At 66.6% G+C, this 22,306-nt stretch carries 15 protein-coding genes and 1 pseudogene; 5 read left to right on the top strand and 11 right to left on the bottom strand.

Going from position 1 to position 22,306, the window contains the following annotated elements; all coding sequences use genetic code 11:
- The first annotated feature begins 112 nt into the window (after positions 1–112).
- Complete coding sequence (locus OHA77_RS26940) at positions 113–1,171, top strand: dihydrodipicolinate reductase (protein WP_406312223.1); 1,059 nt, start codon at positions 113–115, stop codon at positions 1,169–1,171.
- A gap of 81 nt (positions 1,172–1,252) precedes the next feature.
- On the opposite strand, the gene OHA77_RS26935 is transcribed toward OHA77_RS26940, so the two are convergent.
- The 6 genes from OHA77_RS26935 to OHA77_RS26910 all read right to left on the bottom strand — a co-directional run bounded on the left by OHA77_RS26935 (position 1,253) and on the right by OHA77_RS26910 (position 6,593).
- Positions 1,253–1,759: a flavin reductase family protein gene (locus tag OHA77_RS26935; protein ID WP_326825423.1), complete on the bottom strand. Its 507-nt coding sequence runs from the start codon at positions 1,757–1,759 to the stop codon at positions 1,253–1,255.
- 198 nt (positions 1,760–1,957) lie between these two features.
- Positions 1,958–2,479, bottom strand: a complete 522-nt coding sequence (locus OHA77_RS26930; RefSeq protein ID WP_406312222.1) for an NADPH-dependent FMN reductase — start codon at positions 2,477–2,479, stop codon at positions 1,958–1,960.
- Positions 2,476–3,804: an LLM class flavin-dependent oxidoreductase gene (locus OHA77_RS26925; RefSeq protein WP_406312220.1), complete on the bottom strand. Its 1,329-nt coding sequence runs from the start codon at positions 3,802–3,804 to the stop codon at positions 2,476–2,478. Before OHA77_RS26925 ends, OHA77_RS26930 begins: the two co-directional genes overlap by 4 nt.
- Positions 3,801–4,829 (bottom strand): ABC transporter permease subunit, encoded by a 1,029-nt coding sequence (locus tag OHA77_RS26920; RefSeq protein ID WP_406312219.1) that lies wholly within the window; start codon positions 4,827–4,829, stop codon positions 3,801–3,803. The genes OHA77_RS26925 and OHA77_RS26920 overlap by 4 nt, the downstream gene beginning before the upstream one ends.
- A complete protein-coding gene (locus OHA77_RS26915) occupies positions 4,822–5,616 on the bottom strand; it encodes an ABC transporter ATP-binding protein (RefSeq protein WP_406312218.1) in 795 nt (264 codons plus the stop codon). Before OHA77_RS26915 ends, OHA77_RS26920 begins: the two co-directional genes overlap by 8 nt.
- Positions 5,613–6,593: an ABC transporter substrate-binding protein gene (locus tag OHA77_RS26910; protein WP_406312217.1), complete on the bottom strand. Its 981-nt coding sequence runs from the start codon at positions 6,591–6,593 to the stop codon at positions 5,613–5,615. Before OHA77_RS26910 ends, OHA77_RS26915 begins: the two co-directional genes overlap by 4 nt.
- A 339-nt stretch (positions 6,594–6,932) precedes the next feature.
- Here OHA77_RS26910 and OHA77_RS26905 point away from each other — a divergent pair, with 339 nt between their 5' ends.
- The 4 genes from OHA77_RS26905 (at position 6,933) to OHA77_RS26890 (ending at position 19,380) form a co-directional block, all read left to right on the top strand.
- Positions 6,933–7,826 (top strand): glutathione S-transferase family protein, encoded by an 894-nt coding sequence (locus OHA77_RS26905; RefSeq protein WP_406312216.1) that lies wholly within the window; start codon positions 6,933–6,935, stop codon positions 7,824–7,826.
- A gap of 882 nt (positions 7,827–8,708) precedes the next feature.
- Positions 8,709–17,186: an RHS repeat-associated core domain-containing protein gene (locus OHA77_RS26900; RefSeq protein WP_406312215.1), complete on the top strand. Its 8,478-nt coding sequence runs from the start codon at positions 8,709–8,711 to the stop codon at positions 17,184–17,186.
- 209 nt (positions 17,187–17,395) lie between these two features.
- Complete coding sequence (locus tag OHA77_RS26895) at positions 17,396–17,869, top strand: hypothetical protein (protein WP_406312214.1); 474 nt, start codon at positions 17,396–17,398, stop codon at positions 17,867–17,869.
- A 206-nt stretch (positions 17,870–18,075) separates the two neighbouring features.
- Entirely contained in the window at positions 18,076–19,380 is a 1,305-nt protein-coding gene (locus OHA77_RS26890) for an ISAs1 family transposase (RefSeq protein WP_406311517.1), read from the top strand.
- 161 nt (positions 19,381–19,541) lie between these two features.
- Here the strand turns inward: OHA77_RS26890 and OHA77_RS26885 are convergent, their stop codons facing one another.
- The 5 genes and pseudogenes from OHA77_RS26885 to OHA77_RS26865 all read right to left on the bottom strand — a co-directional run bounded on the left by OHA77_RS26885 (position 19,542) and on the right by OHA77_RS26865 (position 22,298).
- Positions 19,542–19,727 carry a helix-turn-helix domain-containing protein gene (locus tag OHA77_RS26885; RefSeq protein ID WP_406312213.1) on the bottom strand — a complete coding sequence of 62 codons (186 nt, stop codon included), beginning with the start codon at positions 19,725–19,727 and terminating at the stop codon, positions 19,542–19,544.
- A 52-nt stretch (positions 19,728–19,779) separates the two neighbouring features.
- A pseudogene (locus OHA77_RS26880) lies at positions 19,780–20,010 on the bottom strand (recombinase family protein); the annotation flags it as partial.
- Positions 20,011–20,200: 190 nt separating this feature from the next.
- Positions 20,201–21,154 (bottom strand): tyrosine-type recombinase/integrase, encoded by a 954-nt coding sequence (locus OHA77_RS26875; protein WP_406312212.1) that lies wholly within the window; start codon positions 21,152–21,154, stop codon positions 20,201–20,203.
- Between the two features lie 156 nt (positions 21,155–21,310).
- On the bottom strand, positions 21,311–21,628 hold the full coding sequence (locus OHA77_RS26870) for a hypothetical protein (protein ID WP_406312211.1): 318 nt from the start codon (positions 21,626–21,628) through the stop codon (positions 21,311–21,313).
- 289 nt (positions 21,629–21,917) lie between these two features.
- On the bottom strand, positions 21,918–22,298 hold the full coding sequence (locus OHA77_RS26865; RefSeq protein ID WP_406312210.1) for a hypothetical protein: 381 nt from the start codon (positions 22,296–22,298) through the stop codon (positions 21,918–21,920).
- Positions 22,299–22,306 lie beyond the last annotated feature (8 nt).

The following is a 22,306-nucleotide window of genomic DNA, read 5'->3' as shown; positions in this document are numbered from 1 at the left end:
TGATCGCACGTGTGAATTTCTGCTAAAGTTTCGCCCCCGAACAGGGCGAGGGTCAACGACGACACTCCTCCCAGCACGGCCCCGCCCCAAGTCCCCGGGCTGGAGGCAAAGCATGCCCTCTTCTCCGCCCCTCCGAGTGATCCAATGGGCTACCGGCGCCGTTGGCCGATACTCCCTGCGCGCGCTGATCACCCGGTCGGAGTTCGAACTCGCCGGAGTGCTCGTCTACGACCCGGACAAGGTCGGAAAGGACGCCGGAACGATCGTCGGGCTCCCCGAGACGGGCGTCGTCTGCACCGACGACGTCGAGACGATCCTCGCCACGGAGGCCGACTGCGTGCTGCACATGCCGCTGCCGGCGTCCTACTTCGGCGGTGACCATCCGAGCGACGTCGAGACGATCTGCGCCCTGCTCTCCTCGGGTAAGAACGTCGTCACCACCACCGGGTTCGTGTATCCGGAGTGCTACGGCCCCGCCCTGGTGGAACGCCTGGAGTCCGCCTGCCGGGCGGGCGGCACCTCGCTGCACGGCACCGGCATCAACCCCGGATTCATGAGCGACCTGCTCCCCCTCGCCCTGACCGGCCTGTCCAGCCGGATCGACCACGTCTACGTCCGGGAGTCCTCCGACTTCCGGGGGCACCCGTCCCGCCAGATCGTGGTCGACCTGTTCGGTTTCACCCTCTCGGCCAAGGACTACGCCGGCGCGGTCCGCCCGTTCCGCGCCTTCCAGCGCTCGCTGTTCGCCGAGAGTGTCCAGTTCGTGGCCGGAGCCCTCGACGTGACCCTCGACCAGGTCGAGGAGAGCGACGAGTTCGAGCTCGCGTCCGAGGAGTTCGAGATCGCCGCGGGCGTGGTCGGCGTCGACACCGTGTGCGCGTCCCACTGGACGTTCACCGGCCTCGTCCGCGGCCGTCCGTTCATGACCGTGGAGTGCGTCTACAAGGCCGACGCCACCAAGGTCCGGCGCTGGCCCGACCCCGGCTTCACCATCCACATCGAGGGTGTCCCCCAGATGACGCTCACCGTCGACGAGATGTCCCACGGCCTCGCGGGGGCCGCGAACCACGCCGTCAACTCGGTGGCCGCCCTCTGCGCCGCCCCGCCGGGCATCCGCACCCTTCTCGACCTCCCCCTCGCCACCGGCCGGGGCACCGTCCGCCTCGCCTGACCGGGGAGGCCTCGCCTGACCAGGGAGTGCGCACCGCTCCGATCGCCGTGTCCGTACGGCGGCGGAGCGGTCGGCACCGGATCAGGGATGCGGGGCGAAGCGGCCGAAGCGGCCCTGGTGGTAGAGGAGGGGACGGCCGCCGGGTTCGAGGTTGGTCTCGGTGACGAGGCCGACGACCAGGACGTGGTCGCCGATGTCGACGGTGGAGTGAGGGACGCAGATCAGCTGGGCGGACACGCCGCCCAGCAGGGGCACGCCCAGGGGGCCGGGGCGCCAGGAGGTGGGGGCGGCGAAGCGGTCGACGCCCTTGCGGGCGAAGCGGGAGGCCAGCTCGGCCTGGTCACTCGCCAGGACGTTCACCGCGAAGTGGTCCGCCCGGCGGAGCCAGGGCCAGGTGGTCGAGGACTGGTCGACGTAGAAGGAGATCAGCGGGGGCGCGAGACTGACCGAGGAGAACGAGGTGGCCGTCAGGCCGACCGGGACTCCCTCGGTCTGGGCGGTGACCACGACCACACCGGCGGCGTGGACGGCCAGCGCCTGCCGGAACCGCTCGGCGTCGACCGCCCGGCCGTGCAGGGTCTCGGTCATGACGCCTCATCCGAGGAAACGTGGAGGCGCAGCGACTCGCGGAAGCTCGGGACTCTCGTGGATTTTCGGGGTTCGTCGACCACCGCCAGGGCCCTGTGCCCCCCGGCTCCCTCGCTTCGCCTGATCACTTTTCCTCCTTCACGGCATGAAACACGCTTATGGTCGGCAACCTATTAATAACTCCAAATCTTCCCGATATCACGCCGAAGCTCCCTCTCTGAGGGCCGCGGCGACCTGGGGACCGACCCTGTCGGCCCAGCGGCCGAGGACGGTTTCGAGATCGCCGAGCTCTGCTTCCAGGACGGCCAGGCCCGGGGTGGGGACCGTGGCGCCCAGCTCGACCAGGAGCGGCCGGAAGTGCACCTCCACCGCCAGGGCGTGTCGCGCGTCACCCATCACCAGCAGCGGCAACGCGACGGTCGAGGCCAGCGCACCGCCCCGTATCCGGTCGAGGAAGACCTTGAGCAGACCGGTGTAGGTGCCCTTGTAGGTCGGGCTCGCCACCACCAGCACGCTCGCCTGGGTGACCAGCTCCAGCGCGGCCGCCACCTCGGACGACGGTTCCGGCGCCGGCAGTACGGGGGCGAGGGCGGCCAGGTCGACGACCTCGGACGGCCCCTCGTGGCCGATTCGCGCGGCGAGGGTCTGCGTGGCCTGGACGGCCACCTCATAGGTGCGCGACCCGGCTCGCGGGTTGCCCACAACTGTCACGATACTCATGAGGTCACCGACACCTTCTGCTCGAAACGTGATATCGGCCGCGCCAAGTTGTAGTTCTGGCGAAGCGTACGTCCTTCGTACTCAGTTCGAAATAGACCACGGACCTGCAACTCGGGCACGACATGATCGACGAAGTCCTCCAGGCCGCCCGGCAGGATCGGCGGCATGATGTTGAAGCCGTCGGCCGCGCCGCCGGTGAACCACTCCTGGATCTGGTCGGCGATCTGCTCGGGGGTGCCGGTGACCACCCGGTGGCCCCGGCCCCCGGCCAGGCGGTTGATCAGTTCCCGCAGGGTCAGCCGCTCGCGCCGGGCGAGATCGGTGACGAGCTTGGACCGGCTCTGCTGCCCCTCGGTCGCGTCCGGTAAATCCGGTAACGGCGCGTCCAGCGGGTGGTCCGACAGGTCCACCCCCAAGATGGTGGACAGCTGCCGCACGCCGTACTCGGGGATGATCAGCTCTTCGAGCTCCTTCTCCAGCCGGAGCGCCTCGCGCTCGGTGGAGCCGATGATCGGCGAGATGCCGGGGAGGATCAGCAGCTCGTCGTCACGCCTGCCGTACCGGCCGAGGCGGGACTTGAGGTCGGTGTAGAACTCCTTGCCCTCGGCGAGGGTCTGCTGGGCGGTGAACACGGCCTCAGCGAAGCGGGCCGCGAACTCCTTGCCGTCCTCGGACGATCCGGCCTGGACCAGCAGGGGGTGGCCCTGCGGCGGGCGGGAGGTGTTCAGCGGGCCGCGGACCCGGAAGTGGGGGCCGGTGTGGTCGAGGGTGTGGATCCTGTCGGTGTCGGCGTACCGCCCGGCGTGGCGGTCGCCGAGAATCGCCCCGTCCTCCCAGCTGTCCCAGAGCTTGGTGACGACCTCCAGGAACTCGGTGGCGCGGGCGTAGCGGTCCCGGTGCGCCGGGCGCTCGACCCCGAAGTTGTGCGCCTCGGCCTCGCCTGCGGAGGTGACGATGTTCCAGCCGGCCCGGCCGCCGCTGATGTGGTCCAGCGAGGCGAACTTGCGGGCCACGTGGAACGGTTCGTTGTAGGTGGTGGAGACGGTCGCGATGAGGCCGACGTGCTCGGTGACCGCGGCCAGCGCGGCCAGCAGCGTGAGCGGCTCCAGCCCGCCGAGCGCGTTGTGCCGGACGTTGTCCCCCAGGGCCAGGCCGTCGGCGAGGAAGACCGAGTCGAGCCGGCCGCGCTCGGCGGTCCTGGCGAGCTGCTGGTAGTGCCGGATGTCGCTGAGCCTGCTCGGGTTGGTACGCGGGTGCCGCCAGGCGGCCTCGTGGTGGCCCACGCCCATCAGGAATGCGTTCAGGTGCAGTTTCCGGGCGGTCATGAGGCGGCCCTCCACGTCGAGAAACGGCGCTCCAGACGGATGAGGAGCTGGTTGAAGAGCAACCCGAGAACGGAGATCGTGAGGATCCCGGCATACATGTCGGGCACCCGGAAGTTGAACTGGGCGTAGTTGATCAGGTAGCCGAGGCCGGCCTTGGCGCCGACCATCTCCGCAGCGACCAGCACGAGGATCGAGTAGGCACCGGCCAGCCGGACACCCGTGAAGATCGTGGGAACCGCGGCCGGGAGGATCACCTTCTGGAACAGCCGGACCGGGCGCAGTCCCATCGACCGGGCCGACTTGACCAGCAGCGGGTCCACGCCCTTCACCCCGGCGATCGTGTTGAGCAGGATCGGCCAGGCGCAGGCGTACAGGATGATGGAGATCTTGGAGGTCTCGCCGAGACCGAGGATCAGCACGAACACCGGGAGCAGCGCGAGCGCCGCGGTGTTGCGGAACAGTTCGAGCACCGGGTTGAGCAGGTCGGCCAGCGGCCCGTACCAGCCGATCAGCAGGCCGAGCGGGATGGCCGCGACGACCGCCAGGGCCAGGCCCGCCAGGGATCTGACCAGGCTGGCCTGGGTGTGGTCGAGCAGTTCGCCGGACAGGAGCAGGTCCCACCAGGCCGCCAGGACCTCCGACAGCGGCGTCAGGAAGGTGGGGTCCACCACTTCGAGGCGGGGCAGGATCTCCCAGAGCGCGGCGAGCACCCCCAGGGCGACGACGCGACGGCCCGCCGTCAGGGTCACGCGTGCCGAGCCGCGCAGCAGGCGGCGGCCCGTGCCCGGACCGGCGGCGGCCTCCCGTGCGGCTCCGGCGACCGCCGCGGCCAGGACCGGTGAGACCGGCCCGGCCGCGGCGCCGGTGGCGGGGACGTCCACGGCACCGGCGGCACCGGCGGTGGGAACGTCCACGGCGGTGTCCGCATCGGGAGCGGCCGGGACCGCCGGACCGGCGAGGTTCACAGCGGGGATCGCCGGGCCGGCGAGGTTCACGGCCGGGGCGCCGGCGGAGGCGCTAGCCAACGGAGATCGCCTCCTCGACCCTGGCCGCCGCGACCTCGGCGCGCAGCAGCGTCCACACCTCGTGGCGGTACTCGCCGAAGCGCGCGGCGGCGCGCAGGTCCCCCTCGCGGGAGTCGAACTCGACATCGACGACCTGCTTGATCCGGCCGGGACGGGACGTCATGACCGCGACCCGCTGGCCGAGGTACACGGCCTCGTCGATGCCGTGGGTGATGAACACGATCGTCTTGCCGGTCTTCTCCCAGATCCGCAGCAGCTCCTCCTGGAGCGACTCACGGGTCTGCGCGTCCAGCGCGGCGAACGGCTCGTCCATCAGCAGGACCTCCGGGTCGAAGGCGAGGCTGCGGGCGATGGCCACCCGCTGGCGCATGCCCCCGGAGAGTTCGTGCGGATACCGCTCCTCGAACCCGCGCAGCCCCACCAGGTCCAGATACTCCCTGGCCCGCTCGGCGCGCTCCCTCTTCGGTACGGCTTTCGCCTCCAGCCCGAACGCGACGTTGGCCAGTGCCGTACGCCAGGGGAACAGCGCGTACTGCTGGAAGACGATCCCCCGGTCCAGCCCGGGGCCGTCGACGGGCACCCCGTCCAGGAGGATGCGGCCACTGGTCGGCTCGGTCAGCCCGGCGAGCAGGTCGAGGAGGGTTGACTTGCCGCAGCCGCTCGGTCCGACCAGGGTGAGGAACTCGCCCGCCCGCACGTCGAGGCTGACGTCGTCGAGGGCGGTGAACGACCGCCCCGAGTCACGGACGCGGAACTTCTTGCCCACCCTCTGGATCTGGATCTTCATCGGGTACCTCCGAACGGGTTGTAGGCATTGGTGAAGAGATCCTCGGCCCTGACCTGGCCCTTCTTGATCTCGCCCTCGCGCTCCAGCCAGTCGATCCAGGTCTGGAACTCCTTGGAGTCGATCACGCCGCCCTTGTTGGCCACCCCACTGCTCTTCCAGAAGTCGATGGCGGTGGTGTCCTCGTTCCGCTTGCGCTCGGCGATGATCTGCTTCGCCTTGGCGACGACCTCCTCGCGGGAGTGGGTCTGCGTCCACTCGACGGCCCGGGCGAAGGCCTCGACGAACTTCTTGGTGGTGTTCGGGTTCTGCCTGATGAACTTCTCTGTCATGACGACGCTCCCGGCCGTAAAGGGACCGAACAGGTCGATGTCTTTGAAAAGCGAGTGGATCCCGCCCCGCTGCAGCGCCTTGTCGCGGAGGATGCCGCTCAGCGCGGCCACGTCGATCTGGCCCTGGCGGAGCGCCTGCTCGGTGTTGACCGGCGGCACGACGACCAGCTCCACCTGCTTGATCTCGTCGGGGGTCAGCCCGCCGCGCTTGAGATACTCCTTGAGCACCGCCTCCAGGTGCGCGCCCAGGGTGTTGACCCCGATCTTCTTGCCGATCAGGTCGCGCGGACCCTTGATCGGCGAGCCGTCGGGCACGAAGTAGCCGATGTAGCTGTCCTCGTCACTGCCGTAGTAGCCGATCACAGCCTTGATCGGAGCCTTGGCCGTGGCCAGCTTGACGATGGCGCCGTTGAACGCGCCGCCGAAGTCGGTCTGACCGGTCGCGGCGGCCTGGATGTCCTGCGGACCGGAGACCGTGTTGCCGATCCACTTGAGCTTGATGGGACCGAGGTAGCCGAGCTCCTCGGCGAACTCGGGGAAGGTGACGGCGCCGACGCTGCCCTGGTAGCGGAGCTCCAGGGTCTCGGGTTCACCGGGTTTGGCGGCGGCCTGCGCGCTGCAGGCGGCGAGAAGCCCTACCAGCAACACAGAAAGAGGGACATGTCTGGACTTGATCACGAGCGACGTCCTGAGAGATGGGTGAGGGACGGGGGGTCGGTTCGTGATCACGGACACTGGGCGCTAGACACCCGACAGAAGTCGACATGTGCGCACCGGCTCAGATAGAGGCCCATACCGGATAAGTTACGCACACCCTGGCACTAAGTCAATATTCCCTACTGGTTTTACATAGAATGATCGAACAGGCGCGGACGGCCGGCTCTCCATCCTCGGGGCCCCGCTCCCCACCTCGCTTCGATGCCACATCCCCCGATTGTGCGTCCTGAACCGAATCACATTCCAGCGTGGGTGGCGTACCGTCGAACGATGAAGCTGGGACGTGAGATCTCTGACGCCGGGCGCTTCGTCCGGCAGCCGAACCGGTTCACCGCGCGCATCGAGGCGGGTGGCGAGCATCCGCCCGAGCCGGGCCGCTATCAGCTCTACGCCTCCTACGCCTGCCCCTGGGCACACCGCTCGCTCATCGTGCGCGAACTGCTCGGCCTCCAGGACATCGTCGGCGTGACGATCGTGGACCCGATCAGGGACGACAAGGGCTGGCGCATCCCCGGAAACGACCCGGTCACCGGCGTGGAATACCTCTCGGAGCTCTATCTGGCCACCGACCCCGGCTACCAGGGCCGCTACACGGTCCCCTGCGTCTGGGACCGTACGGCCAAGCAACTGGTCACCAACGACTACCCGCAGATCACCCTCACTCTGGAGACCGCCTTCGCCCCCTGGCACGCCCAGGACGCGCCCGACCTCTACCCCGCCGAACTCCGCGACGAGATCGACGCGCTGAACGAGGTGATCTTCGAAGGGTTCAACAACGGCGTCTACCGGGCCGGGTTCGCCACCTCGCAGGAGGCCTACGACGAGGCGGTCACCGCGGTCTTCGACACCCTCGACCTCCTGGAGGAACGGCTCGCCACCCGCCGCTACCTGCACGGCGACATACTCACCGAGAGCGACGTCCGGCTCTACCCGACGCTCGCCAGGTTCGACGCGGTCTACCACTCCCACTTCAAGTGCGCGATCAGGCGCCTGGTCGACTACCCCGTCCTGTGGGCCTACGCCCGCGACCTGTACGCCATCCCGGCCTTCCGCAACACGACCGACTTCGACCACATCAAGCGCCACTACTTCATGACGCAGACGAACATCAACCCCACCCGGATCGTGCCCCGGGGCCCGGAGCTCGACTGGACGGCGAGCTGACGGGCCGCCCTCGGTGGTGATGACGATTCGCGCCTGATCGGTTGGGACTGTCGTCGTTTCAGGAGGACAGTCCCAACGGATCAAGAAAAGCTCCTGCTCTCCACTTGCCTGGGGCGTCAAGCCATGACCTACGGGCAGGTGCGCCAGGTGGAAGGCGTCCACGGCCAGGGGACGAAAGTGCTACCGCTGGAATGCCTTCCTCCACGACCGGCGATGATGTGCTCGAACTCCGCCAGGCCGTCCATCCACACGAGATCGATGCCGAGTCGGCCGAGAAACCGGTCGACTGCTGAGTCACGGTCACCAACACTGGAGGAGCGGCCGGATTCCCGGCCCCCTGTCGACGCCCTACAGGCGTGCCCGGTGCGCTCCGCTGAACGTGACCCTTGGCGCCTGGCGACGACCGCGACGAGATCCCCGCGCCCCTGGCCCGCCATGGCGTATTCATCCGGCTGTCTCATTCGCTCCAGGGTTCCCCTGCCGCGCGGGGAAGCTCATCCGATGGTCGCCATCACGGGTCAGTTGACGTGATCAGCGAAGAGGGCCAGGGCCCGTTCCCGGCGATACGACGGTCATAGCACCACCACTGTCGCCGTTCCGATGAGCAGAGCCAAGGCCTACAGGCGCCCCTGACTCAGGGGCTTCATATTCCGTTGATAAACACAAGCGCATAAGAAGTGATCCTTATCACTCCAAGATCGCGTTTGTCTTATTTGTTACTTATGCGGATCTTGTCATCCATGGGGGTGGATGTGTAATTTCTGATCGTTTGCTGATTGGCGTTCTCTGAACCGGAGGCTCTGGCTCTACCGGGGCTTGTGCGGGGTGGAGAAACGCGAAGGCGTTTGCCGTCGCGCTGAGTGGTCCGGAGGGTGACGGCGTATGCGCCGCAGTTTGTCATGGGCTCGTTCAATAGGTCGGAAGACCTGGACGACAGTTGCAGTTATTGCGGCGCTGATACCCGGACTGTTGTTGCTCCAGGCCATTCCTGTCACTGCTGCGGTACGGGCTGTCACATCAGTTCAAGGTGCCCCTGATTCGCCGAAACAGTTGACCGGTTCGGCCGAAGGCTTGCCGTCCTTGGTTTCAGCGGATGCGACAGGAACCGATTTTAAGTCGGTCAAGCGCGACCCGAAGCCTCCCAAAGACGCGCTGCCTTTGGAGCGCCGTCATAAGTTCACGGGCGAGCCCGCTAAGGGAGGCTTGAAGTCGCCTCCACCCCTTCCTGGCAAGAGATCCCGAGAAGGCAAGAAAGCCGCCGGCGAGGACGCGCCGCAGCCCGCTTCGGAAAGGTCTTCCTCTCTGGAGAATCCGTCACTCGCCGCGGCCCTTGCGTCCGGGCCGACGGTGTCAGACCTATGGGCAGCGCCGGGAACGTCGACGTCGTCAGGGTGGGTAACGTCGTCGTTGACGCCGCGCTTGTCTGCGACGGTGACCGATCCCGAGGGTCGGACGGTGGGGGTCAATGTCGAGATGCGACATGATCCGGCCGTGCCCGCGCAGGGTTCGGGGCTGATCTGGTCGGCCGGGACCGGGGCGGCTAACCCCTCAGGTTCGCAGGTGAGCGTGCAGGTCCCGTCGGGGAAGCTGTCGGATGGCTGGTCGGTGCAGTGGCGAATCCAAGGATGGGCCGCCGCGACCGGCTCACCAGCCGGAACATGGTCGGCATGGCAGTCACTGAAGGTGAACATCTCCAAGCCATCGGTGTCGAACCTGATGGCGACGCCGAGCGTGTCGTCGGTGACCTCGTCGTTGACGCCGAGTTTGTCTGCGAAGGTGACCGATCCTGATAGTCGGACGGTGGGGGTCAATGTCGAGATGCGACATGATCCGGCCGTGCCCGCGCAGGGTTCGGGGCTGATCTGGTCGGCCGGGACCGGGGCGGCTAACCCCTCAGGTTCGCAGGTGAGCGTGCAGGTCCCGTCGGGGACACTGTCGGATGGCTGGTCGGTGCAGTGGCGAATCCAAGGATGGGCCGCCGCGACCGGCTCACCAGCCGGAACATGGTCGGCATGGCAGTCACTGAAGGTGAACATCTCCAAGCCATCGGTGTCGAACCTGTGGGCGGCGCCGGGAACATCCTCGTCGGACGGCTGGACGGCGTGGTCGTTGACGCCGAGCTTGTATGCGAAAGTGGCCGATCCCGAGGGTCGGACGGTGGGGGTCAATGTCGAGATGCGACATGATCCGGCCGTGCCTACGCAGGGTTCGGGGCTGATCTGGTCAGCCGGGACCGGGGCGGCCAACCCCTCAGGTTCGCAGGTGAGCGTGCAAGTGCCATCGGGGACACTGTCGGATGGCTGGTCAGTGCAGTGGCGAATCCAAGGGCGGGCCGCCGCGACCGGCTCGGTGACCGGGCCGTGGTCGGAGTGGCAGTCACTGAAGATAGCGGTACTGCTGTGGCAGTGGGCCTCGCCGGAGGACAACACCCAGGTCGGTTCTCTGAAGCCGACGCTGTCGACCTACGCCGAATCCGGTGATCCCTCCCTGCCGGTGTCCTACTGGTTTCAGCTCTGCAAGGGCACCCCGGCAAAGTGGGACTGGTGCGAGAGTTCTCCGTCGTGGAGTGACTCATGGAGTTGGCAGGTACCCGCCGGCAAGCTGAAGTGGGGCGAAACCTACTCGTGGTATGCCCAAGCTTCCAGTAGCTCTTCAACTGTTACCTCGCCCTGGCGGACCTTCACCACCTCACCAGAGCAGGGCAACATCAACTCGCTGCTGGCATCCGGCACCAACGGGCGTGACTTCAACCAGGTGACCGGCAACTACACCCAGTCGGTCACCGATGCCACCGTCGCCACAGCCGGACTGCCGTTGTCGGTCAACCGCACCTACAACAGTCTCGACCCTCGCACCGATGGAGCGTTCGGTACGGGTTGGAGCACCCGCTGGGACATGCGCGTGCTACCCGAGCCGCACACCTCCACGCTGCTGGTCACCTATCCCGATGGCCGCCAGTTGCGCTTCGCGGCCAGGAGCGATGGCACCTACGCGCCGCCCCCCGGCACCTACGCCACCCTGGCTGATGTCACCGGCGGCTGGCGGCTCATGGACAAGTCCTCCACCTCCTACTGGTTCGACACCACCGGCCGGCTGACCAAGGTGAGTGACCGCCGGGGCCGCATCCAGGATCTGGCCTACGGCACGGACGGGAAACTGGCCAAGGTCACCGCGCCTGGTGGCCGGTCGCTGACCTTCACCTGGACCGGCGCCCACGTAACCACCGTATCCACCGATCCCATCGACGGCGCCCCGCTGACCTGGATCTACTCCTATGAGGGTGACGCCCTGACGAAGGTGTGCGCGCCAGGAGCGGGCACCGCCTGCACCGTCTACGCCTACACGGCCGCCTCGCGCTACCGCAGCGTGATCGCGAATGCCGCGCCCACCGGCTACTGGCGCCTGGGAGATGCGACCACCAAACTCGGCGACAAGGTGGCGAGCTCGGCCGACTGGAACATCGACGACGCCGACGCCAAGCTCGCCGGCGCCTCCTACAACGTCAGCAAGACCAGCCCCGGCGCACTGACCGGCAGCGGCGACGGCGCGATGCACTTCGCCGGCACCGCCAACTCCACCTACGTGCAACTGCCCTCCGGCGCGATCAACGGGCGCGGCAAGCTGCTGGCGGTCGAGGCCTGGTTCAAGACCACCGGCTCGGGCACCGTGGTCGGCTACCAGAACTCCCTGCAGAGCAAGTTCACCCCGGCCATCTACGTCGGCACCGACGGCAAGCTGCGCGGCCAGTTCGCCACCGGCACGATCAAACCGATCACCTCGGCCGCCGCGGTCAACAACGGCGCCTGGCACAACGTGGTGCTCTCCGGAGCGGAAAACACTCAGACCCTTTTCCTGGACGGGCAGATCGTCGGCACACTCAGCGGCGACATCACCCATTCGGATCAGGGCGAGACACGCGTCGGGTACGGCTACGCCTCCCCGTCCTGGCCCGCCACCGTCACCACCGCGGGCGCCTTCCCCTTCGCCGGGGACATCGATGAGGTAGCCGTCTACGACAAGCCTCTCGGCCTGGCGGAGGCGCAGATCCATTACGCCGCCCGGCTGGCGCAACCGCAGATGACGAAGGCGACCCTGCCCTCCGCCCGGATATGGACGTCCAACACTTTCGATCCTGACGGCGGGCGACTGCTCACCCACACCGACAACAACGCCGGCACCTGGAAACTCGGCTCCCTGCAGTACGCCCCGTACTATGGCGATGACGACGCCGCCGGCACCATGCACGCCACCGCCGTGGTCACCGACCCCAACGACGGCACCCTGACCTACGTCAGCGACGCCCAGCGCAACCACCGAGTCGTGTCCGAGACCGACCAGCTCAGCAAGACCACCAGCTACGGGTACGACATCGGCGGCAACGTCGCGAAAGTCATCGACCGCAACGGCAATTCGACCCAGCTGTCCTTCAACGATCGGGGCAACCTGATCTCGCAGACCACCTGCCGCGACGCGGACAGCTGCGACGCCACCTACTTCTCCTACTACGTCAATGAGAACGACCGGTTCGACCCACGCAATGATCAACTCACCGTGTCACGGGATGCCCGATCGTCCTCACCAACTGACGACACCTACGCCACCACAACCGAGTACACCTCCTACGGTGATGTGGCGAAGGTGACCACCCCGGCCACCTTGGACTTCCCCAACGGGCGATCGGCGGCCTCCACTTACACCGACGGCACCGAGCCCGCCGTCGGTGGCGGGATCACCCCAGCCGGACTGGTCAAGTCGCAGAAGAGCCCCAAGGGTGACGAGACGACTTACCGCTACAGCGCGGCCGGTGACCTGGCCGAGCAGACCAGCCCGTCTGGGCTGAAGGTCACGTTCGTCTACGACGCGCTGGGTCGGGTGACTTCCCGCACCGAGGTTTCCACGGCGAATCCCGACGGGGTGACTTCGACGTTCACCTATGACGGGGTCGGGCGACGGCTCACGCAGACCGGCGCCGGGGTGAAGAACGAGATCACCGGCGTCACCCACACCGCCAAGATCACCTCCACTTATGACGCGGACGGCAACGCGCTCACCACGACCGTGGCCGACCTGACTGGCGGCGATCCGGAGCGCACGACCATCTACACCTATGACGCCTTCGGCCGGGCGGAGACGGTGACTGACCCCGAGGGTGGTGTGGTCCGCTCCACCTGGGATGCCACCGGCGCTCAAACATCGACGACCGACCCGATGGGCGCGGTGCTCACCTACGGCTACACCAAGCGCGGCGAGCCGGCCACCGTGACGCTGAAGGACTGGACCGACAGCCCGGTCAGCCCGCAGGCACCCAAGGACGTGGTGCTGGAGTCGCGCTCCTACGACCCGGCGGGCCGGCTGGCCACCCAGGTCGACGCGATGGGGCGCAAAACCTCCTACACCTACTTCACCGACAACCGGCTCTCGCAGACGATCGCTGATGACGTCCGGCTGAATAGCTCCACCGCCACCCCGGACGATGTGGTGCTCCAGGACAACACCTACGATGCGGCTGGTCACCTCACCAAGCAGGTCACCGGCGGGGACAAGCAGGTCACCACCGAATACGTCTACGACGCCGCCGGGCAGATGAGCTCCACCACGTTCGATCCGGCCAAGCTCAAACGCAAGACCGCCTACGCCTACGACGCGGCCGGGAACATCACGAAAAAGGACATCACCGGCGCGGGCAGCACCCGGACCGAGTCCACGGCCTATGTCTACAACGCTTTGAACCTGGTGACGAAGCAGACCGTGGAGAACGGCGCCGACGACCTGGTCGCCACCAGCGTCTATGACGACCGCGGCCTGCCGATCGCGGTCACCGATCCGCGTGGCAACGCCTCCGGCGCAGTCGCCGAGGACTTCACCGCCACGATGCGCTACGACCTCGCGGGCCGGCTGGTGGAAAACAAGGCCCCGCAGGTGAAGATCGAAAAGAATGGGTCCGCCGCTGACGGGCGCCCCACGGTGAAGTACGGCTATGACACCTCCGGGCTGGCGACCCACACGGTCGACGCTGAAGGACGCACTCTCACTTCGGCGTTCGACAAGGCCGGACGCCTGACCTCGGCCATCTCGTCGTCCTACACCCCGCCGGGCGGCCCGCCGATCACGCCCAAGGTCAGTTTCGACTACGATGCGGCCGGCCGCCAGACGAAGGCCACCGACCCGCGCGGTTACGTCACCAGCGTCGAGTACGACGCGCTGGGGCGTCTGGTCCGGGTCACCGATCCCGGCCCTTCCGGTCCCGGGGGGATCTGGGTGGCCGAATACGACCTGCTGAGTGAGCAGCTCGCGGTGATCGACCCGACCGGGGCACGCAGCGAAGCCACCTACGACGACCTCGGCCGCACGATCACCGCCACGCAGATCGAGCGCAAGCCCACGACCGCGGTGCTCACCACCACGCTGACCTATGACAAGGCCGGCAACCTCATCAAGAGCGTCGCCCCCGGCAACAAGACCACCGGCTATGCGGTCAACGCCGCCGGACAGGTCACCACCATCACCGACCCGAACCTCAACGAATCCACCATCGGCTACGACTTCATGGGCCGGGAGGTGAAGGCCACCGATCCGCTGGGCGACGTCACCCAGGCCGAATACGACCTCGCTGGGCGCAAGATCACGGTTAAGGACTTCGACAAGACCGGTGGCATGGTTCGCACGTTCGGCTTCGGCTACGACCCGGCGGGCAACCCGATCAGCGCCACCTCCGGCGAGGGGTACGTCACTCAGCGAAAGTTCGACGCCGCCGGCCGGTTGGCCTCTTTGATCGAGCCGGTCTCCGCGGACAAGTCGATCACCTCGACGTTCGGCTACGACGCCACCGGCGCCCGCACCCGCCTCACCGACGGGCGCGGCAACGCCACCTGGACCACCTACAACACCCTGGGCCTGATCGAATCGGTCATCGAACCTTCCACCGCCGCCCACCCCGACGCCGCCGATCGCACCTGGACGTCCGTCTACGACGCCGCCGGCAATGCGACCGCCACCCTGCAGCCGGGCGGGGTGCGCACCGACCGGACCTTCGACCACCTGAACCAGGTGAGCAAGGAGACCGGCAGCGGCGCCTCGGTGGCCACCCCCGAGCGCACCTTCACCTACGACGACGCGGGCCGGGTGACCGCGATCGGCGACTACACCCTGGACTACAACGACCGCAGCCTGCTGACCAAGGTGTCCAAGGCCACCAACCAGGTCGCCGCCTACACCTACGACGATCTGGGCAACCCCACCCAGCGCATCGACCCGACCGGGACGGCCACCTACACCTACGACAACGCCAGCCGGCTGAAAACCGCCGGTGACCCGATGACGGGGCGGACCTGGACCTACGGCTACGACAACGCCGACCGGCTGACCAGCCAGACCTCCGCCAGCCCCGCAGGCTCTCAGATCTACACCTACGACGCCGTCGACCGGCTCGAATCTCACACGCTGAAGAACAGCACCGGCACCGAACTGTCGAAGATCGTCTATGGGTGGGACAAGGACGACAACCTCACCACCAAGACCACCACGGGCACCGCCGGGGCAGGCGCCAACGCCTACAGTTACGACCGCTCCGGGCGTCTGACCTCCTGGATCGCCCCCGGCGGTGCGGTCACCGACTACGCTTGGGACGACTCCGGTAACCGGACCAAGGTCGGCAGCGAGACGTTCATCTACGATGAGCGCAACCGGCTGATCTCCGGCGGCGGCACCGACTACACCTACACCCCCCGCGGCACCACCGCCACCGAAACCAAAGCCGGCACCACCCGCAATCTCGTCTTCGACGCCTTCGACCGGATGGTCTCCGACGGCGAGGCCTCCTACGGCTACGACGCGCTGGGCCGGATGACCTCGCGCACCAAGGGCGCCGACCAGCAGCGGTTCGTCTACTCCGGCCTAGAAAACGACATCGTCACCGTCACCGACGGCAGCGGCGGCATCCAAGCCAAGTACGGCCGCGATCCCTCCGGCGGCCTGCTCAGCCTGCAAGAAGGCGGCACTGCCGCGGTCGGCGTCATATCCGACCTACACGGGGACGTGGTCGCGACCTTCTCCGGCACCGCTCTGGTCGACTCGGTCGCCTACGACCCGTTCGGCAAGGTCACCCACCAGACGGGCACCAAGCGCTCCTTGGGCTATCAGGGTGAGTACACCGACCCGGACACCGGCAAGGTCAACATGCACGCCCGCTGGTACCAGCCCGGCATCGGCGCCTTCACCTCTCGTGACGACTGGGACCTCACCCTTAACCCCTCCGTCCGTGCCAACCGCTATACCTATGCCAACGCTAATCCGTTGACCAATCCCGATCCTTCTGGTCACGACCCCGCCTGCTGTCCGCAGGTAGGTGGTAACGGAGGCAAGGAGTGGAACATGATTGCCCTTCCTCCTGTGATCAAGTCGTTGTTGGAGTCTCGTGAAGATGCTTCTCTAGAAGACGCATTCCCCGTTGTCGCCTCCGGGTTCGCAAAGGGTGTCGTCCGACCGCCCGATCCCATGGCGACGGAAACGGAGAAGGAAAGGGAGCGGGCGAGGGCACGATGGGAGCAGGAGAACATGGACGGTGATGTCTATAAGAAAGAAAAGAGCGCTTGTTTCAACGAGATCGGTCTTGAAGGTTGCGCTCAGATTCAGCTGACCAGAGGGAACGTAAACTCACTCGTCGACAACAAGACCAAGAAGGGGTCGCAGGCGAGGAACGTACTCCGGCATTTCGTCGGAATAGTGATGGTCTCTCTTATTCTCAGCGTCAAAATAGCCGAAAAAATTGCGGAAATTCATGAAAGGTACAATGAAGAGAAGCTCGCATATCTGAGCGAGGACAAGAAGAGTAGAGGCAGAAAGGATAGCGCGATTGATAAAGAGGTCAACAAATTGGCCTTTGATTGGTTCAAGAAGAACAAGGAGCGGTTGCAAACCCTCCTTAGGAGGCACGGCGAGTCTCTAGTGATGCTCTACGTGTTCGATATCGCCAGGGCCAAGCTATGCGGGCGGAGAGTCGCTGGAGTGTATGTCGACTGTACACATGTCCAACCGAGTGGGTTGGATCCAGAGATGGATGGCGACATGACGTTCAGCAAGCCTGCGGGTGCGCCGAGTCGGTCTATGCAAGACAGCGCCCAGAAGAAACTGTTGAAACAGATAGAAATTGACTTCCAGTGTGCTACGGGTCCGTGCAGAGAGAGCTATAGGGGTCATTACGACCTCTGGCAGATCGAGGGCGCTTCAGATATTTGGAGCACTGGTTATGGAATACCGTGCGAGGTATGGAATCCTGGGAACTGTGACAGGCCGATGCGAAACTTTAAGCCCAGCGATCCGTCCTTTTCTCGGCTCGACCCGATCTGGTTGTCTGCTGCTTAACGGTCAGAACTGGTCGTTTGCGAGAGTTGGACATGTAAAGTTCGGTGAGGCCTGTCGAAGTCGGCCCCAGTGGTCAGGTGGTCGCCATAGCCGGAGGCGACCTGGCGGACACCTGACCATCACGAGTAGGCTAAATATTCTGCGATTAAGGGGAATATTTCGTGACGGAAATGTGGCGTTCGAAAAATCACACAGCGTTTCGTTTAGCCATGTCAACAATGGTTGTTATGTTTTCACCGCTTGTCGCAGCATGCAATTCAAAAGATGCAAGCGCGGATTTGAGGGAGTGCAAAGAAGAGATACTAATTCAATATGAGAACATGAAAAAAGAGGCCGTGGAGCTAATTCCCAAAAGTGCTCTCATTGAGCTGCAAGAATTCGATGACTGTGAATATCCGAATGGAAGTGGGTGGATGCAAGCCGATGTGAATCGATCGACTCCCATCAAGTCGATTCTGAATCCTTTCTATCTAAATGGGTGGTCTGGTCCCCCGATTGACAGGCTTGACGATAGAGGCGTTTCATGTCGAGACTGCTCCATAGAGATGACCAAAAAAGTAGCCAACGGTACAATCCATATACTGGTCGGTGATCCCCTTCCGGAATACGGAGAAAGCGAATCAGGGCGCATGTGGTCATTTGAGATCAGCTACCAAGGAACATATTCAGCGAAGCCTAGGTAGGTGTCAGGGTTCGTAGTCGCTTTCCGCCTGTGGTCATCTTTTTCGCCCTCAGGGCCCCGGCAAGTTGATGTTTTGAACGGATTCGTTCGTATTCGTCCAGCGGCGTAAGTAGGGGCGGGTAAGGAAATACCAAGCCCGCAACGACGGAAAGGCACGGCTCCCGAAGATCAGAGGTGTCTAAAGCCGCCTGATCGAATGAGGAAACCGTGCCTGTCGCGCCATCATCGCTGATCAACGCTGTCGGCTGCGAGCAAGTTGGGCAAACGGATACCGATTCTTCCGCCCGGCTGAAGCTCACCGACCGGTTCGCCCTGATTTCCGACCCACGCTCAGCGCGAGGGCGACGCCACTCGCTGGCCTCGATCCTGGCGATCGTGGCATGTGCCACCGTGGCGGTGGGCGGCGACTGCCTGACCGCGATCGAACAGTGGGCCGACAACGCCCCCCAGCAGGTCCTGGCCGACCTGCACATCTGGCGCGATCCATTCACCGGCCTGCACCAGCCGCCCAGCGAACGCACCATCCGCCGCGTCCTGGCCGGCTTGGACGGTGACGAACTCGACGCCTGCCTGGCAACCTTCCTCGGCCAGCCGCCCACCGTCGAACCGCACGAGCGCGCCCCAGCACCGGTGAGCCGGCGCACCGAGCGCGAAGCCCGCCGCGCCGCTCGCCGATCTCCCGCGCAGACGCCGGGCCTATTGCCGGCCTACGCCGTCGACGGCAAGCGCCTCAAAGGTGCCCACCACCCCGGCGGCGGCCGCGTTCACTTGATCAGCCTGGCCGCCCACCTCGACGCCACCGTCCACGCACAACGCCAGATCCCCGCCAAAAGCAGCGAGATCAGCGCCCTGGACGCGCTGCTGCGTCAGGCCACCGACACCGAACTGACCGGCGCTGTCATCACCGCCGACGCCCTGCACACCCAGCGCGCCTCCGCACGACTGCTGATCGACGACCATCACGCGCACTACGTCATGATCGTCAAAGCCAATCAGCCCACTCTGCGCGCCGCCGCCATCACCGCACTGACCGGCCCCGACGCCAACTTCATTACCGTCACCCACCGCGAGTTCGACCGCGGACACGGCCGCACCGAGCACCGCATCCTTCGCACAGCCCCGGCCGGCGACATCGATTTCCCCCATGCCGCTCAGGTCTTTCGCATCCTGCGCCATCGAGGTGGCCTGGACGGCATACGTCACAGCAAGGAAGTCTGCTACGGCATCACCGATCTGACTCCGCGGCAGGCCGGACCGGCCCAGCTCGCCGCCTACGTCCGCGGCCACTGGAAGGCCATCGAAAACGGCGTCCATCACGTCCGCGACGTCACCTTCGCCGAGGACGCCTGCCAAGCGCGGACCGCCACCTTGCCCCGCGCCTTGGCTGCTTTCCGCAACCTCGCCACCGGCACCCTACGCCGAGCGGGCCATGTCAATATCGCCCATGCCCGCCGCGATTACGGCTACGACCACCAGCGCGTCCTTGACCTGTTCAACCTCGGACCGAAGTGATCACACCGACCAAATCACAAACTTGCCGGGGCCCTGCCCTCGGCTACGCCCTTATCGCTTTCGATTGCCGGCCGGGTCGGCACTAGACAAGACCAGTCGTTGCCTTACGGCCCTCCGCTCCCGAAGGTGTCTACCCTTGAGAATTGTCGTTCTCGCTCGTCCTACTGCCGGTCGTCGTCTTCCAGGGCCCGATACAACGTGGACCGGCTCACCCCGAGGTGCTTGGCGACGGCGGTGATGGATTCCCCGCGCTCGCGGGGGGCGCGGGCGATGGCCAGGGTGTCGGCGTCCAGCGCAGAGAGCTGGCCGCCCTTGCGGCCCTGGGCGGCGGCGGCCAGGGCCGTCAAGGGTGCGTTCGCGGATCATCTCGCGTTCCATCTCCGCGACCATGAACAACAGCTTGTCGGCTATGGACTGCCCGGCCGGCCAGTGAACCCCGGCACAGATTCCAGACAGGATCTGAAGGTTTACTCCGCGGTAGGTGAGTTTGTCTTCGAGAAAGACCAGTAACTTCGTGATGGAGCGCGCCACCCGGTTGGGCTTGTAGATGACCAGGGTGTCGCCAGCGTGTATCCGCTCCAGCAGATTAGCCATCTTCAGCCGCTTCACCCGGGTGCTGGAGGTCTCCACGACCACCTCCCGGCACTGCGCCTCGGCCCAGGCGCTCAACTGCAGCCGGTGGCCCTGGACGCGGGTGGAGATTGCGCGTACCCCAGCGGATCACATCCAGCATGTCAGGGACAGCTGAGGCGACCTGGCCGGTTCGCCGTATCGGCCCGGCGCGGTAACAGTCCGGTAGTCGCCACCGACCACCGGATCATCAGTAGTCGAGGGCGCGGTCGATGAGGTCGGCGACCTCAGCAGGGGAGGCGCGGAAGTAGCGGGCGGTGGACTCGATGGAGGCCTGTCCGAGCAGGGCCTGGATCTGGGCGTGGTCGGCGCCGGCCTCGCGGAGCCGGGTGGCGTAGGTGTGGCGTAGCCGGTGCGGGCGAAGCCCGGGCAGGCCGGCGGCTTGGCCGGTCGCGCGCACCACGTCGGTGACGCCGTCGACCGTCAGTCGGCCGCGCTGGCCGCTCCACAGTCCCTCCCCGGTCGCCTCGGCGAGAGCGGGCTGGGTGACCAGCAGTTCGGTGCGGGCCAGCAGCCAGGCGGTGAGGCGTTCGCGGGCCGGGAGGGGCAGCGGCACGGTGCGGACCTCGTCGCCCTTACCGTGCAGGCGAGCGGTGCCGCTGCGCGCGGTGATGGGCACGTCGGCCACGGTCAGGCGCTGGCATTCCTCAGCGCGGGCGCCGGTGCTGAGCAGGAGCGCGATGAGGGCGTCGTCGCGGGGGCCGCGCCGGTCGGCGGCCCAGCGCACCGCGTTCTCCTGCGCCCGGGTCAGCGCGTCGGGGGCGCCGGGCTTGGGCACCCGAGCACGCTTGACGGCCAGCCGCAGGCCGGGGCCGTGTTCATACAGCAGCGTCACCGCCGCCAGCGCCTGGTTGACCGTCGCCGGAGAGGCCCCGCCGGCCAGCAGATGCCGGCGCCAGGCGGTGACCGCGGCCTCGGCGCCGACCAGGTCGACGAACGCGTCCGCGTGCGCGGCGGCATGGCCAGCCAGCCAGTCGCGGTAGGTGAGGGCCTGGCGGCGGTAGGCGGTGACGGTGTTGGCGGCCAGGGCGCACCGCTCCAGATGCGCGGTGAAGGCGGCGAGCGCGGCGGCAGATGCCGGGTCGGCGCCGGCGGGCCGGATCGGCACCACGTTGCCAGCGTGGTCGTCGGCGGTTGCGGTCATCTCCGGCACCCTGCTCTTCTTATCCGGGGAGTTTTTCCGGGGTTAGCCCCCGGCCCGGATGGATGCTATTCGGGGAGATCATATCCATGCTCCCCGGATAATGATATTTATCCGGGGAGTACGGATATCCCTGCCCGCATCCAGGCCATCCCGCTTTCACAGATCATGGTGTAGCCGCCGCCTGTCCTGAGCGTGTCGTGCCACGGTCACGATCCGGTCGAGTGCTGCCTCGATCGACAGGGTGACCTCGGTCCCGTCCGGCCAGTACCGCACCGGCCGATGACGGGGCGGGCACCGCGCGCAGGCGAGCAGCGGACGCCCCTCCTCATCCAGGGTGACGACCACGCCCTGGGCATGAATGAACGGCTCACCGGGCCTGAACGACGTGGCCAGTGCGGCGAGGTCCTCCAGCCAGGCCCGCCCGCACCGGACACACGCCACTCCCGCCCGCTGAGCCGGACTGAGACCCCTCACAAAACCGCCCTCGCACGCCGTTCCTGCTCATCGAGCTGCCGGCACAGGCCACCCGGGTCAGGAGCGTGGAGCGTCCGAGAGCAGGCGCAGCCCTGTTCCGGGCACGGGCCGGTCGCGTACCAGATGCCATGGGCCCACCAGATCGTCCAGATCGGGAACGCACGACTGACGTAGGCCGCGAGCGCACCGATCGGCGCCAAGGGTGGGTGCTCGCCCGTGGTCGGCGGCGCGACAGGCGCCGGGGAGACAGGAGCGTCCACGGGCGCGTCGCGCCGTTCCAGGGCCGCGCTCACGCCATGACCTCCCGCCGGTACGACTCGCACTGGAGCGGGGAGACGACATCGGGCGGGCGGACCCGGCCGTGGGCGACGGCAGCCGGCACCATCCGCGTGTGAGACCCCGGCCGGAGCGGGGCAACGGCGGGCGGGCGGGCCCGCAGTGGACGCACCGGCACCGCCGCAGGCATCGGACCGCACAGGCCGAGCCGCCGCCGAGCGGCCATCCGGGCGCACACCTGCCGGGGCGTGGGCTGCTCCCACAGATGGTCGCGGCGGTGCGGGAGGCTGTGCGCCTGGTGGGCGTAGGGGGCGTGACCGCACCACCGGCAGCCGAGCGGCAACGGCGGGGCTTCCGCTCCCCAGCGGACGCGGATGGTTCTAATCTTGCTCACAGGTCAGG

The sequence above is a fragment of the Streptosporangium sp. NBC_01639 genome, assembly GCF_045209755.1.
Taxonomy (GTDB): Bacteria; Actinomycetota; Actinomycetes; order Streptosporangiales; family Streptosporangiaceae; genus Streptosporangium.
Note: the sequence above shows the minus strand (reverse complement) of the source record. Positions and strands in the feature narration are given on the sequence as shown.

Excerpts from the sequence above, each read along its gene's own strand:
- OHA77_RS26940 (WP_406312223.1), top strand. The coding sequence starts at position 113 with ATGCCCTCTTCTCCGCCCCTCCGAGTGATCCAATGGGCTACCGGCGCC.
- OHA77_RS26935 (WP_326825423.1), bottom strand. The coding sequence starts at position 1,759 with ATGACCGAGACCCTGCACGGCCGGGCGGTCGACGCCGAGCGGTTCCGG.
- OHA77_RS26930 (WP_406312222.1), bottom strand. The coding sequence starts at position 2,479 with ATGAGTATCGTGACAGTTGTGGGCAACCCGCGAGCCGGGTCGCGCACC.
- OHA77_RS26925 (WP_406312220.1), bottom strand. The coding sequence starts at position 3,804 with ATGACCGCCCGGAAACTGCACCTGAACGCATTCCTGATGGGCGTGGGC.
- OHA77_RS26915 (WP_406312218.1), bottom strand. The coding sequence starts at position 5,616 with ATGAAGATCCAGATCCAGAGGGTGGGCAAGAAGTTCCGCGTCCGTGAC.
- OHA77_RS26905 (WP_406312216.1), top strand. The coding sequence starts at position 6,933 with ATGAAGCTGGGACGTGAGATCTCTGACGCCGGGCGCTTCGTCCGGCAG.
- OHA77_RS26900 (WP_406312215.1), top strand. The coding sequence starts at position 8,709 with ATGCGCCGCAGTTTGTCATGGGCTCGTTCAATAGGTCGGAAGACCTGG.
- OHA77_RS26895 (WP_406312214.1), top strand. The coding sequence starts at position 17,396 with ATGTCAACAATGGTTGTTATGTTTTCACCGCTTGTCGCAGCATGCAAT.
- OHA77_RS26875 (WP_406312212.1), bottom strand. The coding sequence starts at position 21,154 with ATGACCGCAACCGCCGACGACCACGCTGGCAACGTGGTGCCGATCCGG.